The organism is Nocardia salmonicida (assembly GCF_036142455.1).
In the GTDB taxonomy this organism is placed as follows: Bacteria; Actinomycetota; Actinomycetes; order Mycobacteriales; family Mycobacteriaceae; genus Nocardia; species Nocardia salmonicida.
Genome location: NZ_CP108014.1, coordinates 5,357,561 through 5,372,141 on the forward strand (window position 1 = coordinate 5,357,561; position 14,581 = coordinate 5,372,141).

At 67.7% G+C, this 14,581-nt stretch carries 16 protein-coding genes; 8 read left to right on the forward strand and 8 right to left on the reverse strand.

The genetic code is table 11. The annotated features are described in order from the left end of the window. Nucleotides 1-91: 91 nt before the first annotated feature. From OHS03_RS24975 to OHS03_RS24985, 3 genes are all read right to left on the reverse strand, one after another. A complete protein-coding gene (locus OHS03_RS24975) occupies nt 92-1,204 on the reverse strand; it encodes a winged helix DNA-binding domain-containing protein (protein ID WP_328657466.1) in 1,113 nt (370 codons plus the stop codon). A gap of 66 nt (nt 1,205-1,270) precedes the next feature. Then, entirely contained in the window at nt 1,271-2,245 is a 975-nt protein-coding gene (locus OHS03_RS24980; protein WP_056814252.1) for an NADPH:quinone oxidoreductase family protein, read from the reverse strand. A 55-nt stretch (nt 2,246-2,300) separates the two neighbouring features. Then, complete coding sequence (locus OHS03_RS24985; RefSeq protein WP_328657468.1) at nt 2,301-4,193, reverse strand: serine/threonine-protein kinase; 1,893 nt, start codon at nt 4,191-4,193, stop codon at nt 2,301-2,303. A gap of 187 nt (nt 4,194-4,380) precedes the next feature. Here OHS03_RS24985 and OHS03_RS24990 point away from each other — a divergent pair, with 187 nt between their 5' ends. Then, nucleotides 4,381-5,151, forward strand: a complete 771-nt coding sequence (locus OHS03_RS24990) for an acyl-[acyl-carrier-protein] thioesterase (RefSeq protein WP_056814260.1) — start codon at nt 4,381-4,383, stop codon at nt 5,149-5,151. Between the two features lie 182 nt (nt 5,152-5,333). Here the strand turns inward: OHS03_RS24990 and OHS03_RS24995 are convergent, their stop codons facing one another. Beyond that, complete coding sequence (locus tag OHS03_RS24995) at nt 5,334-7,001, reverse strand: FAD-dependent oxidoreductase (protein ID WP_328657469.1); 1,668 nt, start codon at nt 6,999-7,001, stop codon at nt 5,334-5,336. Nucleotides 7,002-7,156: 155 nt separating this feature from the next. Between OHS03_RS24995 and OHS03_RS25000 the strand changes: the two genes are divergently transcribed. Next, complete coding sequence (locus OHS03_RS25000) at nt 7,157-7,648, forward strand: SixA phosphatase family protein (RefSeq protein ID WP_056814265.1); 492 nt, start codon at nt 7,157-7,159, stop codon at nt 7,646-7,648. 16 nt (nt 7,649-7,664) lie between these two features. Here the strand turns inward: OHS03_RS25000 and OHS03_RS25005 are convergent, their stop codons facing one another. Further along, the gene (locus tag OHS03_RS25005; RefSeq protein WP_056816178.1) at nt 7,665-7,868 is read right to left on the reverse strand and encodes a hypothetical protein; all 204 of its coding nucleotides are present in this window, start codon (nt 7,866-7,868) and stop codon (nt 7,665-7,667) included. Nucleotides 7,869-7,973: 105 nt separating this feature from the next. Here OHS03_RS25005 and OHS03_RS25010 point away from each other — a divergent pair, with 105 nt between their 5' ends. The 5 genes from OHS03_RS25010 (at nt 7,974) to OHS03_RS25030 (ending at nt 11,222) form a co-directional block, all read left to right on the forward strand. Then, nucleotides 7,974-8,342 (forward strand): VOC family protein, encoded by a 369-nt coding sequence (locus OHS03_RS25010; protein WP_328657470.1) that lies wholly within the window; start codon nt 7,974-7,976, stop codon nt 8,340-8,342. 88 nt (nt 8,343-8,430) lie between these two features. After that, nucleotides 8,431-8,895, forward strand: a complete 465-nt coding sequence (locus OHS03_RS25015; protein ID WP_328657472.1) for a MerR family transcriptional regulator — start codon at nt 8,431-8,433, stop codon at nt 8,893-8,895. Next, nucleotides 8,892-9,908, forward strand: coding sequence for an aldo/keto reductase (locus OHS03_RS25020; RefSeq protein ID WP_328657474.1), 1,017 nt, complete (start codon nt 8,892-8,894; stop codon nt 9,906-9,908). Before OHS03_RS25015 ends, OHS03_RS25020 begins: the two co-directional genes overlap by 4 nt. Before the next feature lie 10 nt (nt 9,909-9,918). Then, nucleotides 9,919-10,236 carry a GNAT family N-acetyltransferase gene (locus OHS03_RS25025; RefSeq protein ID WP_328657476.1) on the forward strand — a complete coding sequence of 106 codons (318 nt, stop codon included), beginning with the start codon at nt 9,919-9,921 and terminating at the stop codon, nt 10,234-10,236. Continuing rightward, nucleotides 10,233-11,222, forward strand: coding sequence for a pirin family protein (locus OHS03_RS25030; protein WP_328657478.1), 990 nt, complete (start codon nt 10,233-10,235; stop codon nt 11,220-11,222). Before OHS03_RS25025 ends, OHS03_RS25030 begins: the two co-directional genes overlap by 4 nt. 121 nt (nt 11,223-11,343) lie before the next feature. Here the strand turns inward: OHS03_RS25030 and OHS03_RS25035 are convergent, their stop codons facing one another. Next, nucleotides 11,344-11,823, reverse strand: a complete 480-nt coding sequence (locus OHS03_RS25035) for an SRPBCC family protein (RefSeq protein ID WP_328657479.1) — start codon at nt 11,821-11,823, stop codon at nt 11,344-11,346. Next, the gene (locus OHS03_RS25040; protein WP_056814285.1) at nt 11,820-12,152 is read right to left on the reverse strand and encodes an ArsR/SmtB family transcription factor; all 333 of its coding nucleotides are present in this window, start codon (nt 12,150-12,152) and stop codon (nt 11,820-11,822) included. Before OHS03_RS25040 ends, OHS03_RS25035 begins: the two co-directional genes overlap by 4 nt. A gap of 124 nt (nt 12,153-12,276) precedes the next feature. Here OHS03_RS25040 and OHS03_RS25045 point away from each other — a divergent pair, with 124 nt between their 5' ends. Beyond that, complete coding sequence (locus OHS03_RS25045) at nt 12,277-13,533, forward strand: FAD-dependent oxidoreductase (protein WP_328657481.1); 1,257 nt, start codon at nt 12,277-12,279, stop codon at nt 13,531-13,533. A 143-nt stretch (nt 13,534-13,676) separates the two neighbouring features. Here OHS03_RS25045 and OHS03_RS25050 read toward each other — a convergent pair whose 3' ends face one another. Further along, a complete protein-coding gene (locus tag OHS03_RS25050; protein ID WP_328657483.1) occupies nt 13,677-14,522 on the reverse strand; it encodes a helix-turn-helix transcriptional regulator in 846 nt (281 codons plus the stop codon). Nucleotides 14,523-14,581: the final 59 nt, after the last annotated feature.

Consider the following 14,581-nt stretch of genomic DNA (forward strand, 5'->3'; position numbering starts at 1 on the left):
CCGGATTCAGCGCCGCACGTCGTCCGTTGCAGCCATGAACGTCGTGGGGACGACCCTAGGAAGCGGTTGTTGCCCCGACGTTAAAGCGATGTCACAGGCGAAGGTCGGCGCCGGGCTCGAGGATCTCGACGACAGGTTCGGATTCGGCTTCCAGAAAGGCGAGCAACGCCCCCGCTTCCGCTCCCACCTGCGCCGCTTCGGTTTTCGTCCACGGACGGGCCGGACTGATCCGCAGGCGAGCGGTCCCGGACTTGACGAAGATCTTGTACACCCCGGCCGCGAAACCGTCGATCAGGATCGGCGAGACATTGGTGGCGAACGCGCGCAAGGTCGGCGGGTTGTCGTCGCCGGTGATCCGCGCGCGGTCTTGATGCGACAGCAGCGCGTTGTCGTACCAGCCGAGCAACCGGACCGGGGCGGGCAGGTCGGGATCGGCGAGTTCGAGGTCGGCCGCGTCGTAGAGGGTGCGGCCGCGGGCGTCGGTGTAGGTGCGCACCCGGTCGCCGAGTTCGGCGACGGCCTTCTTCATGGCGGGTAGGCGTGACCATGCCTGCATGTCCATCGTGCTCGCCGGGCCGAACGCCCGCAGATAGCGCAGGATCAACTCCGACACCGGGTAGGTCGGGTCGAGTGGTGCGCCCAGCCAGGGCTGAACTCGCGACCAGACCGGGCGACTGTTGTCACCCCAGCGGCCGCGCGGGGGTGTCTGCAGGACGGGGAGTTGGTACAGCCACGTCTGCAGAACCGCACCGGCGTCGCGGTCGGGGTAGCGGCGGGCGGCTTCGGCGCGCAGGTCGGCCGCCGACTTCGGCTCGTCACCGAGCGCCGCCTCCCCGTGCGCGCGCACCTCGTCAGGGTCGAGCCCGACCATCGCGCCGTAGTTGAAACCCTGACGGAACGGGGCTTTCTCGAGCTCGGGCTGAATGTGCGGCGCGATCCGCAACGCATCCGTCGGAGTGACGAGATGAATCGTGCCGCGCATCAGAGTGATCCGCACGAGCGACCGGTCATCGAGGCCCTTCGATACCGTCGCCGGATCGAAATCGGCTATCCGACTCCACAAGCCGATGAACGGCGGCGGTACGTCCTGGGCCTGCAAGCCGACCAGGTGCTCGCACATCTGATCGGTGGTCAGCGTCGAGCGCTCCAGTAGATGCTGGCGGGCCAGCAACGTCCGGTTGAGCGTTCTGTTCGACAGCTGCATTCGGCTTCCTTCGTCGACCCGCGATGATCCGCCGACATTACCGCCGACCCGTGACAGTCGGCGCGGTCAGCGCAGCTGCACGACCACCTTGCCGGTGGCGGTCCGGTTGTCCAGTGCCGCAACGGCTTCGGCGGTCTTGTCGAGCGGGTAGAGCACCGGATCGGGAGCGGAGATCGCACCGGAGGCCAGCAGCGGCGCGATCTCGGCCCACTGTTCGGCGAGGTAGGTGGGGTGCGACATCACCCATTCGCCCCAGGCCGCGCCGATGACCTCGACGTTCTTGAGCAGCAGGCGGTTCACCTTCACCGTCGGGATCTCGCCCGCCGTGAAGCCGACGACCAGCAGTCGGCCGCCGCCCGCCAGGGAACGAACGCTGTCGGTGAAGCGGTCGCCGCCGACCGGGTCGAGAACGATATCGACGCCGCGGCCTTCGGTCAGGTCCTTCACCGCGGCGAGCCAGCCGTCGGTGAGCACCACATCGGTGGCGCCATTGGCCTTGGCCACTTGGGCTTTCTCGTCGGTGCTGACCACGGCGATCACCCGGCCCGCGCCGAGCGCCTTGGCCATGCGCAGTGTGGAGGTGCCGATGCCGCCTGCCGCGCCGTGCACCAGGACCGTCTCACCCTCGGCCAGCCTGCCGCGCTTGGTCAGGCAGAAATGGACGGTGAGGTCGTTGAACAGCACGCCCGCGCCCGCTTCGAGGGAGACGTTGTCGGGCAGCACGAACACGGCATGCTCGGGGGACACGGCCACCTCGGCGACACCGTTGCCGAGCATGGTCAGCGCCGCGACCCGGTCACCGGGGCGCAGCGACGAACCCTCCGGCGCCTCGCGCACCACACCGGCCACCTCGCCGCCGACGACGAAGGGCAGGCCCGGCTTCATCTGGTAGAGACCGCGCGTCATCAGCACATCGGGGAAGGCGATGCCCGCGGCGTGCACGTCGATCAGCACGCCGCCCGGATAGGCCACCGGCTCGGGCAGATCGACGATCTCGATCGCCGACGGTCCATCCAACTTGCCGACCTGGGCTGCGCGCATTTTTTCGACACCTCTCTCTATGACATTCACCTGCGAACATAACCCGGAGACGGGATCAACGATGGGCGAACTCGATCACCGGCTCGCTGGCGAGCACCGAACCGGCCTTGATGATCGTCAGACCGGATGCGTTGAGCTGGTACTGGGTGCCGTCGGTCGGGTTGGTCACGGTGTACGCGCCATCACCGTTCGGTACCGGATCGTCGAGTTCGATCCCGGCTCCGTCGCTGGCTCGTAGGCCCTTGTAGTAGTACCGCTGGTCGCCGGTGTGGCAGATGACGACGCGCGATCTGGTGGTGCGGGCGATGGACATCGCGGCGTCGTTGTCATTGCACCGAGGGCCCGCGGTGAGGAAGCCCTGGCCGTCGGCGCCGGAGACACTCGATTGCAGTGGAGGGACGGTAGTCGTGGCCGGCGCTGTGGTGTAGCCCGTCTGGCTGCCGGTCTCGATCACGGTGGGATCGACGACACCGGACGCGGGCGGCGGCGGGACGGCCACGTTGCGGCGGTCGTCGGCGTTCATCATGAACCACACCCCGATACCGACCGCCGCCAACACGATCAGCGAACCCAGCGCACCGGCCAGGATCGGAGTCGCCGAATTACGCTGCGGAGGAATCGGTATCGGCGCCGACGGATGGGTATAACCACTTCCCTGACCGGGCCCGCCCACGCTGGGTGACGCGCGCAGGACGGTGGGCTCGTGCCCCGCTGCCCGATACGCGCCGGCGGGTTGGGGTCCGGTCACGCGGCGCGTCGGCTGCGGTCCGGCGGATTGTGGGCCGGTCACGCGGCGCGTCGCATGCGGTTCGCCGGGATGGGCGACCGAGCCGCGGATCGTCGGGGGCGACTGCGAATCACGCGACAGCGCAGCGGAATCCCGGGTAGCGGGTGAACGAGAGTCGGGCGACAACGCCCCGGAAGCCCGGGTCGGGGGCGAGTGCGCGTCGCGCGAGAAGGCCGCGGAGTCCCGAGTCGGTGGGGGTTGCGAGTCGGCCGGGACAACCGCCGAGCCACGGGTTGTCGGCGGGGAAGGAAGGTCGTCGGACCGGTTCGGCGGCGTCTGCGGGCCGGTGATCTCGATTCGGGGGCCGGATACCGTTGCGGGAGTGGAGCGTTCGGCCTGGATCAACGCGGCCCTGGCCGCGCGGGCCAGCTCGACGGGGGTGGCGTAACGCTGGTCGGGGCGCTTGGCCATGCCCCGCTCGACGACCGGGTCGAAGGTAGCCAGCGTGGAGTCGGCGGCGCTGGGGCGCGGCGCGGGCGCCATCTGATGTGAGCCGATCGCGCCCGCGAGGCTGTTCACCGGGTACGGCACCCGGCCGACCAGGCATTCGTAGAGCACACAGGTGAGCGCGTAGGTGTCCACCGACGGTGACATCGGCACACTCTCGAACCGCTCCGGCGCCATGTAGGCCATCGAGCCGACCGCGCTGCCCGCGCTGGTGAGCTGCGGGTCGGTGGCGGAGTGGGCGATGCCGAAGTCGACCAGGTAGGCGAACAGGTTGCCGGTGAGCAGGATATTGCCCGGTTTCACATCGCGGTGGACCAGGCCGATCTCGTGCGCGGCGTCGAGCGCGAACGCGATCTGCTCGACCACCTGCACCGCCTCGACGGGCGTGAGCCTGCCGTACTGCTGCAGCCGCTCCTTGAGATCGACGCCCTTGACCAGGCGCATGTCGATGTAGAGGACACCGTCGACCTCACCCCAGTCGTGCACCGGGATGACGTGCGGTTCCTGCACGCTCGCCATCGCGTGCGATTCGCGGCGGAAGCGCTGCACGAAGGTGGGATCGGTGGCGAGTTCGCGATTGAGCATCTTGAGCGCGACAACACGATTCTTGGAGGTGTCGTAGGCCTCGTAGACCTCCCCCATGCCGCCGACTCCCAGAAGTCTGCGAATTTCATAGCGCCCGAACATCGAGCCCGCCATTGCTCCGCCGGCCATTACAGCAGGCTACCTGGGCGCGGATAGGTCTGTCATGTAGGACAACCGCGCCGCTACCCCCGTGGTGACCGACACCTGGTACCCCTAGTCCCGACTCGGCGTGAGGGTGTGATCTGCGACCCGTAAAGTCGTCTACAGAACTACGCAAGAAGTCGCGACGCACTGGTGTGTCGTGCAAGGAGCACACGTGTCACTCGATCAGCCACTGGCCCCGCTTCCCGAGGAGGGCACGGGTTTCGCCACGGCGTGGCCCGTCCGGGCCGGCGACGTGGATCCTTATCAACGACTGCGCCTGGATGCCGTGGCGCGCTATCTGTCCGACATCGCCTGGGACGAGCTGAATCAGACGGCTCTGCATCTCACCGATCCCACCTGGATCGTGCGCCGCACCGTCATCGACGTGGTCCGCCCGATCGTGTGGCCCGATCACGTGCACCTCGAGCGCTGGTGTTCGTCGATGTCCACGCGGTGGACGAATATGCGCACGCGCATCACCAGCGAGCGCGGCGGACTGATCGAGACCGAGGGTTTCTGGATCAACCTCAGCGAATCGAGCAATCTGCCCGCCCGGATCAGCGACGACGGCCTCGCCTACCTGGCCCGATCCACCGACGAGCACCGCCTACGCTGGCGGCCGTACCTCACCGATCCGGCGCCGCGTGAGTCCGACAACGACCTACCGTTCCCGGTGCGGGCGACCGATATCGACCAGTACAACCACGTCAACAACGCTTGCTACTGGCAGGCCGTCGAACAGTTCCTCGTCGACTTCCCGAAGCTGGTCGCCGGACCGCACCGCGCCGTGATCGAGTACGTGGCGCCGGTGCTGGCCCGCGAGCACATCACGGTGCGCGCCCGCCACGAACCGGGTGACCGGACCGGGCAGATGGTGCTGCGCCTGTGGTTCGTGGTCGGCGGCGTCACCACCACCGTCGTCCGAATCATGCCCCTGCCGTAATTCGGCGGCTGGCGCCGCGTGTTCTCGGCGCTTGACTCCACCTCTTCCCTCCCTACGGGCGCTCCTTCGTCGCGCCCTTCGGTCAGTCCATCGGCGGAGGCGCGCCGAGAACCGGCCTTCGGCCATTTCTATGGCAGCCGACACGGGAACCCGGCGCTGCGGGCCCCGTGCCGGCTCTACGTCTAGCCCTTTGCTGCCTTGAGCAGGTCGGCGCGGGTGGTGAACTTGACCCGTGGCCTGCCTGCCGCCTTGCCCGCGGTCTTCTCGGCCTGGTCGATGGTCTTCCAGCCCTTGCGGTCGACCAGATCGGGCTGGCGCTGTGCGAGCAGTGCGCGCAGAGCGGCCCGATCGCCGGTCGGCGTGGTGAGTTTGCCCGCGATGAAGTCGGCGATCACCGCTTCGACGGTTTCCTCCGCGTCGACCCGGTTGGAGCCGATCACTCCGCGCGGGCCGCGCTTGATCCAGCCGGAGACGTAGACGCCGGGGACGGGCTCTGCGGCGTCGATGACGCGGCCGTACTCACTGGGCACGGTGCCGCGGCGCTCGTCGAAGGGCAGGCCGGCGATGGGTTCGCCGCGGTAGCCGATCGCACGCAGCACCAGGCCGGTCTCGATGGTCTCGGTGCGGTCGGTGGCGGTGGCCACCAATTGCCCGTTCTCCTCGGTCAACTCGTTGTGCGCGAACTCGATCGCGGTGACCGCGTCGGTGCCGTGCACGGCGGTCGGCGTGGCGAGATAGCGGAAGACGATCCGCTTGTTCGACAGGTCCGGCTGCGCCGTCGAATACTCCTGCGCGAGTTCGTACTTCAGGCGCAACGAGGGTTCGATGTTCGGATCGTCGAGCACCGCGCGGCTGTGCGGGTCGAGTTCGATATCGGCGGGGTCGATGATCACATCGACGCCGTTGCGATGGGTGAGCGCCAGGAACTCCGGTGAGGAGTAGGCGGCCTGCAGCGGACCGCGCCGACCGAGGATCACGACCTCACGAATGTTGCTGCGACGCAGGGCGTCGAGCGTGTGGTCGGCGATGTCGGTCTTGGCCAGCTCGTCCGGGTCGGCGGTGAGCACGCGCGCCACGTCGAGGGCGACGTTGCCGTTGCCGACGATCACCGCGCGCTCGCCGGACAGGTCGAACTCGCGGTCGGCGAAGTCGGGATGACCGTTGTACCAGGCCACGAACTCGGTGGCCGAGTGGCTGCCGGGCAGGTCCTCGCCGGGGATGTCGAGCGAGCGGTCGCTCGAGGCACCAACGGCGTAGATCACCGCGTGGTGGTGGTCGAGGAGTTCCTGGTGACTGATGTGCTCGCCGACCTCGACATTGAGGTAGTACTGCAGCGTGTCGCGACGGAACGCCGACTCGAACATCTCGGCGACGCCCTTGGTGCCCGCGTGGTCGGGGGCCACGCCCGCGCGCACCAGCCCCCATGGGGTCGGCAGTCGGTCGAACATCTCGATCTCGACATCACTGCGCCGCAGTAGTTCGTCGGCGGCGTAGCAGGCCGCAGGGCCCGCGCCGACGATCACGACGCGCAGCGTGCCCAATGTCTTGGGCGGGCGGACCGGGGTGCTCAGTGGGTCGAAGTTCGACTCGAGCGGGTGGCGCTGGAAGTAGGCGGCGTTGATATCGCGATACCTGGCCAGCGAGGCGAGCAGGTCGTCCTCGGAGAAGATCGCGTCCACCGGGCACGCGTCGACGCAGGCACCGCAGTCGATGCAGGTGTCCGGGTCGATGTACAGCATCTCCGCCGTGGCGAACTCCGGTTGATCCGGAGTCGGGCGGATGCAGTCGACCGGGCATTCGGTGACGCAGCTGGCGTCGTTGCAACAACGCTGCGTGATGACGTAGGCCATAGGTGCAGATCCTCGAAATGTGTGGTCGGTGGCTCGAGACGCCTCCGATCAGGGCCCGTGGCGGGTGAACCACGAACCCATCGATGGTGACGCAGCTTTCAGTGTGCCTCGAGTGTGACTGCTACCTCCCCGCTGCCCGGCATTACGGTGGTCTCATGGCGGCGACCCTGATCCTGATGCGGCACGGAAAATCGGCCTATCCCGACAACGTCGACGACCACGCGCGCCCGCTCGCGCCGCGTGGCGAACGCGAAGCAGCCCTGGCCGGTGACTGGCTGCGCGCCGCCCAGCCGCCCATCGACGCCGTGCGCTGCTCGACGGCTGAGCGCACCAGACAGACGCTGGCCGCCACCGGCATCACGGCGCCGGTCGAATACACCGACGACATCTACGACGCGAACCCGCACGCTCTCATGGAGCTGATCGGGCTCACCGACGACACGATCTCGACACTGCTCATCGTCGGCCATGTGCCCGGCATCCCGTGGACCGCGTGGGAACTGGCGAGCAACCGTGAATCCGATCAGGCGACCGAACTCAGCCGTAAATTCCCCACCTCGGCCCTTGCGGTGCTCGAATTCGACCTGCCATGGGCACAACTGGGCCCCGGCACGGGCGAGCTCACGACGTTCCACGTCCCGCGCTGAGTTCATTCGGCGCGGCTCACTTGAGTAACTTGCCTCCGACGACGATGCCCACCCCCAGCAGCACGAGGAGCACGAACGCGACGAATCCGTTCGTCAGCGCCCAGACCACGCCTAGCACGAGTACCACCGGCGCCACCGCGATAGCGGTGATCACCGGGCTCTCCTTGACCGTTTCCCAAGCCGAGCGGGCCCTGACGCGGTCGATGTCCTTACCAGCCATGTGATCCACACTACGTTTCCGCCGGACCCCGGTACACCGGCTCGCACGCACCCACATGTGATCCACATCTTGTTTCTGTCCGACCTCGCAACGATGCTTGACCACATGGATTGGAAAATCGAACTCGTTGCCATTCCGGTCACCGATGTCGACCGGGCCAAGGATTTCTACACCAGCATCGGCTTCAACGCCGATCACGACCACACCCCGACCCCGGAGATCCGTTTCGTGCAGCTCACTCCGCCGGGATCGGGCTGTTCGATCTGCATCGGGCGCGGGCTCACCAGTGCGGCGCCGGGCAGCGTCGAGGGCATGCAGATGGTCGTGGCCAGCGCCGACAAGGCCTATGAACAGCTGATCGAAGCAGGCGTGGCGGCCACGCCCGTCGAGGACATGGGTTGGGGCCGGTTCACCTTCTTCGCCGACCCCGACGGCAACAAATGGGCTATCCAGGAGCTGCCGAACTACAGCTGAATTCGTCCGCCCGTGAGAATTAAGTCTTGCTTGGAGCGCACTCCAGGTGGATAGCTTCTAGGAAGTTCCACGGGAAGGGACGAGCACGATGGATCAGGACGCGGCGCTTCGCGACGACAGCGGCGACGACGAGCACGGGCGCCCGAGGTATTCGATCGGCCAGGTGGCGCAACTCTCGGGCCTGAGCCGCGACACGCTGCGCTGGTACGAGCGGATCGGGCTGATGGGCTACATCGGTCGCGATCACACCGGCAACCGCCGGTTCAGCGACCGCGACCTGGAGTGGCTGGCGCTGATCGGGCGGCTGCGGCTCACCGGCATGCCGGTGGCCGACATGATCCGCTACGCCGAACTGGTCCGGGCGGGTGAACAGACCTACCCCGATCGGCTGGAGATGTTCCGGCAGACCAGATCCGATGTGCTCGACAAGATCGCGGAGCTGCAGCAGACCGTGGCCGTTCTCGACTACAAGATCGCCGTCTACGAAGGCCGATCCGATGTGTCGCGTCCCGCCACGATCACCGTGCACACGAGCGAAGGAAGCGACACATGAGCACCACCGCGACACTGCCGACCACCACTCTGGGCGCCGACGGACCACTGATCGGCACCCAGGGCCTCGGCTGCATGGGCATCAGCGAGTTCTACGGCGACACCGACGCGGCCGAATCGCGGGCCACTCTCGACCACGCGCTCGAACTCGGGGTCACCCTGTTCGACACCGCCGATGTGTACGGCTCCGGCCACAACGAGGAATTCCTGTCCGATTTCGTCCGGTCCAACCGCGAGAACCTGCTGATCGCCACGAAATTCGGCATCGTGCGCAAGGCCGACGACCCGTCCTTCCGCGGGTTCGACAACTCCCCCGCCTACATCCGCGCGTCGGTCGATGCCAGCCTGCGCAGGCTCGGCGTCGACACGATCGACCTGTACTACATGCACCGGCGCGATCCAGCGGTGCCGATCGAGAAGACCGTCGCCACGATGGCCGAACTCGTCGCGGCGGGCAAGGTGCGCGCGCTCGGGCTGTCCGAGGTGACCGGTGACGAGTTGCGCGCCGCGCACGCGGTGCACCCGATCGCGGCGCTGCAGTCGGAGTGGTCGCTGTTCTCGCGCGACGTGGAGCACACCGCGGTGCCCGCCGCGGCCGAACTCGGGGTGGCGTTCGTGCCGTACTCGCCGCTGGGTCGCGGTTTCCTCACCGGCGCGTTCACCTCGGCGAAGGATCTGAGCGACAAGGACTTCCGTCGATTCCAGCCTCGCTTCACCGGCGACAATGCCCAGCACAACGCCGAATTGCTCGCGCCGTTGGCCGCGATCGCCGCGGCGCACGACATCACCCAGGCCCAAGCCGCGCTCGCGTGGGTGCATGCCAAGGCGGGGGTGCACAACCTGTCGGTGGTGCCGATCCCCGGTACCCGCAAGCGGACCAGACTGGCCGATAACGTCGCCGCGGCGTCGGTGCGTCTGTCCTCGGACGAACTGGCGACGCTGGAACCGATCGCCGGGCAGGTGGCGGGCAGCCGGTACGCGGATATGTCGTTCACCTCGGCCGGTCGCGAATAGGATCGCGACCATGACCGATGCCACCGCCGATCCGCAGCGCCGTGTCGTGCGCAATGTCGAGAAGAACCGCTACGACGTGTTCTTCGATGATGTACTCGCCGGTTTCACCGAGTACATCGAGCGCGACAACGACACCGACTTCATCCACACCGAGATCGACGACGCGTTCGCGGGCAAAGGGCTCGGCGGGGTCCTCGCCCGCCAGGCCGTCGAGGACGTGATCGCGCGCGGACGCACCGTCACCGCGCACTGCCCGTTCATTCGCGGCTGGCTGGACAAGCACCCCGAGTACGACGCGCATGTGGTGGGCAAGGGCATCGCGCAATGAGCGACTTGGAAATCGACCCGGACGAGGCGCTGTGTGAGCCCTCGCCTCAGCCGGGTCCGATCACCGAGTCGTACCCGGCCAGGGAGGTGCCGCTCGGCGGCGTGCGCGGGGTGTACGTGGAACGCACACTGCCGCAACGGGATCTGCCGACCGTGGGCGCGTGGTGTTTCCTCGACCGGTTCGGTTCGGCGTCGGCGACCGAGGCCGGCGCCTCCCCCGACATCCTGCCGCACCCGCACATCGGCTTGCAGACGGTGACCTGGCCGCTCGACGGCCGCATCCGGCATCGCGATTCGGTGGGCTCCGACGTGGTGATCGAACCGGGTCAGCTGAACCTGATGACCTCCGGTCGCGGCATCGCGCACTCGGAGTTCGGTGTGCCCGGCGCCGAGTCGGCCAACGGCCTCCAGCTGTGGATCGCGTTGCCCGGCACCGCGACGGGCGTCGATCCACATTTCGAGCAGCATCGTGAACTGCCGATCTACGCGGCACCGGGCCTGCGCGCCACCGTGCTGATCGGCGCGCTGGGTGGAGTCACCTCGCCGGCGAAGGCGTACACGCCGATCGTCGGGGCCGACATCCTGCTCGATCCCGGCGCCGAGGTGCGGCTGCCGCTGGAGCGCGCGTTCGAGCACGCGGTGCTGGTGATCGCGGGCACGGTGTCCGTCGACGGCACCGACCTCGCCCCTGGACCGCTGTTGTACCTGGGTACCGACCGCGCCGAACTGCGGCTGTCCAGTACCGACGGTGCGCATTTCGCGCTGATCGGCGGCGAACCCTTCGCCGAGGAGCTGGTGATGTGGTGGAACTTCGTCGCCCGCAGTCATGACGAAATCGTCGATGCCCGCGAGGCGTGGGAAGCCCGCGACACCAGCCGCTTTCCCACGGTCGTCGGCCACATCCCCGACGAGCGGATACCTGCCCCGCCGCTACCGCCGTTGCGCTTGAAGCCACGCAGAAGAGCGACCGGCTGCGATCACCGCTGACTCGACACCGAGATCGAATCGCAGCCCCGAATCAGCCTGCGCGCGAGCCGAATCGGCAGAACCGGATCAGTCCGCGCTCGCACCCGATGCGGCTCCCCGACGCCGCACCGGGTGTACGCGATCAGCGACCGTCGGCGAGTAGGGCGTCGAGGGCACGGTAGCTGTCGTTGAGACCGCCCTCCATACCAGAGGCCAGCATGCCCGCGCATTCCTCGGCCGTATGGAAGACGCTGTCGGTGACGACCCTGGTGCGGCCGTCGCCGAGGTCGACGAAAGTGGTGTCGTCGATGGAGATGTGGGCGGGCATCCCGTCCCATTCGAAGGACTGCACGATGCGTTCCTTCGGGGTGATCTCGCGGAAGCGGCCTTCGAACCCGTGGGACGCGTCGCCGTCGTGTTCGACGAAACGCCAGTGCCCGCCCTTGCGGAACTCCCAGCGCTCGACGTCGACCACATGGCCGCGACCCCACCAGCGCGAGAGCTGCTCGATGCGGCTGTAGGCGTCCCACACCCGGTCCAGCGGCGCGTCGAAATCGCGTTCGATGTGGACTTCGCGGTCCGAGGTCGAGGTGATGGCCGCGTCGTTGGTGGTTGTGCTCATTGCTCTGGCTCCGTTCGTTGCAGGAATTCACCGAGACGGTCCATCCGGGCTTCGAGCATCTGCCGATAACCCTGCATCCAGGCCACCTCACGATCGAAGACGTGCTCGGAGATCCGGCAGTACCGCACCCGCCCACGCTTCTCGGTGACCACCATGCCCGCCTCCTCGAGCAGTCCGATGTGCTTCTTGATGCCGGTCAAGGTCATCTCGAACCGCTCGGCCAACTCGCTGATACTCGCGGGCCCACGCCCGAGTTGCTCGAGGATGCCCCGCCGTGTGGGGTCCGCGAGCGCCCCGAACGAGGCGTCTAGGAAGTCATACTGAACCATCTAGTTCAGTATTGCGCCTCGGTTTCATCCGGTCAACCCCTTCCGGAAAACCCTGGACGGGCCAACAGATTTACTACTACGCTTTGTCGTAGAACTTGGCGGGAATCATCGAGGGGGAACACTCATGGACAAGACCACGTGTTGCATCGTCGGCGGTGGCCCCGCGGGCACGATGGCCGGCCTACTGCTCGCCAGAGCCGGTGTCGAAGTCACCGTGCTGGAAAAACACGCCGACTTCCTCCGGGATTTCCGTGGCGACACGGTGCACCCGTCGACGGTGCGGCTGATCGACGAACTGGGGCTCGGCGCCGAGTTCGCCGAGTTGCCGCACTCCGAGCTGACTCGCATGTGCATGTACGCGGGTGACCGCATGGTGGTCGCCGCCGATCTCACCCGGATTCCCGGCAGGTACCGGCACATCGCCATGGTGCCGCAATGGGACTTCCTCGACCTGCTCGCCGGCGCCGCGGCCGAGGAACCGTCCTTCACATTGCGGATGCGCTCGACCGCGATCGGGCTGATCCACGAGGCGGACCAGGTGGCCGGCGTGCGCTACCTCGATGCCGACGGCGTCGAACACGCCTTGCGCGCCGATCTCGTGATCGCTTGCGACGGACGCGATTCCGTGGCGCGCGAGGCCGCTGGCCTGCGCCAGCGGATGGAGGACGTACCGATGGACATGTGGTTCTTCCGCATCCCCAAAGCGCGCGACGACATCGACGGCGGGGCCGTGCAGGCCCGCTTCACCAGCGGCAATTCCGCGGTGGCCATCGACCGCGGCGACTACTACCAGACCGGCTACATCATCGAGAAGGGCTGCGACGCAGCGCTTCGCGCAACCCACGACGTGCGATGGCTCCGCAATCGCGTCGCCGAACTCTTCGGTTGGTCCACCGAGGCCACGGCGGCGATCCGGACCTGGGACGACGTCAAGCTGCTGGAGGTCACGGTGGGCATGCTCGACCGGTGGTATGTACCCGGTCTGCTGTGCATCGGCGATGCCGCGCACACGATGTCACCGGTCGGCGGGGTCGGAGTCAACCTCGCGGTACAGGACGCCGTGGCTGCCGCGCGCATCCTGGCGCAGCCACTGCTCGACGGCACCGTGCGGACCGCCGATCTGGAAAAGGTGCAGCGCAGGCGGATGCTGCCCGCCAGCTTCACCCAGCGGTCCCAGCGTGGCGAGCACGACATGCTCATCGCGCCCGCGCTGCGGGGAACCCTGCACACCGCGCCCCTGCCACTGCGCGTCGTCGACGCCGTGCCCGCGCTGGCCGGACTCACCGCCTATCTCGGCGGCATCGGCCTGCGCCCCGAGCACGCACCGGAGTTCGCGCGACGTCCGCAGTCGGGCGTCGAGCCGTCGAACGCGACGCGCTGATCCGTCCTACCGCTCCAGTCGCTCACGCCGATCAGCGAATCCACCGCACCGGTGCGCGACCTCAGCGCGCTGGAACGCTTCTTCGCCGAAACCCAACGCCTGCGACCGAAGACCATCGAAGGTGCCGCATCGGGGCACCCTGATTACTGTGTCGGACTGAGGAGTTGGGTCCCGATCACGCGCAGCAGCGCCATCTTCTCCGCCGCGTCGGTGCCCGGTCGAGGCAGGTAGACGAGCAGTCGCTGGGCCGCGTTCGGGGTGAGCAGGGTCTCGCAGATCGTGTCGATCAGACCGATCTCCGGATGCAGGAACTGCTTGGTGTCGGAGATCCGCACGGCCACTTCGTGTTCGTTCCACAGCTGTTCGAATTCCGCGCTGTTGGTGCGCAATCGGCTGATGAAATCGACGACTTCGACGTCATCGGCTCGGCGCGCCGCGGTGGCGCGGAGATCGGCCACATGGCTGCGGCTCATGCGGGACCAATCCGATTCGGGGAACAGCGTTCTGGCCGAGGGGTCGGTGAACCAGCGCCAGGAATAGAAGCGATCGAGGCCGCGGCGGGTGCTGTGGTCGCCGGCCAGCAGGCTGTGCATGCGGTTCTGGACGAGGACCTCGCCGAGGTCGGTGATCACGGCGGCGGGGATGTCGTCGAGTTTGTCCAGCATGTGCAGCAGGCCGGGGCCGACGTGCTTGTCGCGTAGCCCGCGGTCCGGGGATTGGTGGCCGCACAGATGGAACAGGTGGTCGCGCTCGTCGGCACTCAGACGCAGCGCGCGGGCCAGCGCGGCGAGGACCTGGGTGGACGGTCGAGGACCGCGCGCCTGCTCGAGGCGCGTGTAGTAGTCGGTCGACATGCCGGTGAGCAGGGCCACCTCGTCGCGGCGCAGGCCGGGGGTGCGTCGGCGCGCGCCGGGCGGCAGGCCCACGTCGGCGGGGGTGAGCAGGTCCCGGTGACGGCGCAGGAAATCGGCCAGCTCGGATCGGTCCATTCCTCCATGGTGCGCTTCGCGCCGACGCCCAGCCAGGGACTGCCGATCCCCCGATGAAC